At 71.4% G+C, this 626-nt stretch carries 1 protein-coding gene; it reads right to left on the reverse strand.

Annotated elements, in window-relative coordinates:
- On the reverse strand, positions 1 to 626 hold a 626-nt coding region (locus RUGAMON1_RS32640), incomplete at both ends, for an AMP-binding protein (RefSeq protein ID WP_445234424.1).

Raw genomic sequence — 626 nt, forward strand, 5'->3', positions numbered from 1 at the left:
CCGACGATCAGGTAGCGCAGGCCGCCGAAGGCCGGCGCCAGCGCGTCGGCGTACTGGTTGAACAGCCCCACCGTCAGCCACAGCACCGTCACCCCTTGTTGCCGCAGCGCCGCGCACAGGCGCGCCGGATCGAGCACCGTATCCTGGTCCAGCACCACCACGGCGCCGCCGTTGAGCAGCGGCGCCCATACCTCCATCGTGCTGGCGTCGAACGCCGGGTTGGCCGCGAAGCCGACCTTGTCGTCCGCCGTAAAATCGACGTAGCCGTTGTTGACCACCAGCTTGTGCACCGCGCGATGCGGCACCGCCACGCCTTTCGGCGTGCCGGCCGAGCCGGAGGTGTACATCACATAGGCGGCCGTCTCGCTATCGCAGGCCAGGCCCGGATTGCCGTCGTCGTGGGCGGCGATGCGCGCGTCATCGAGCAGCAGCTGCGGCAGCGCCGCCGGCAGCGCCAGTGTCCGCGCCGTCAGCACCAGCCTGGCGCCGCAGTCGGCCAGCATCGCCGCCTGGCGGGCCGGCGGCAGCACCGCATCGAGCGGCACATAGGCCGCGCCGGCCTTCAGGATCGCCAGCTGGGCGATCACCAGTTCGGCCGAGCGCTCCAGGCAGGTCGCCACGTAGTC

This window comes from Duganella rhizosphaerae, assembly GCF_040364205.1.
In the GTDB taxonomy this organism is placed as follows: domain Bacteria; phylum Pseudomonadota; class Gammaproteobacteria; order Burkholderiales; family Burkholderiaceae_D; genus Rugamonas; species Rugamonas rhizosphaerae.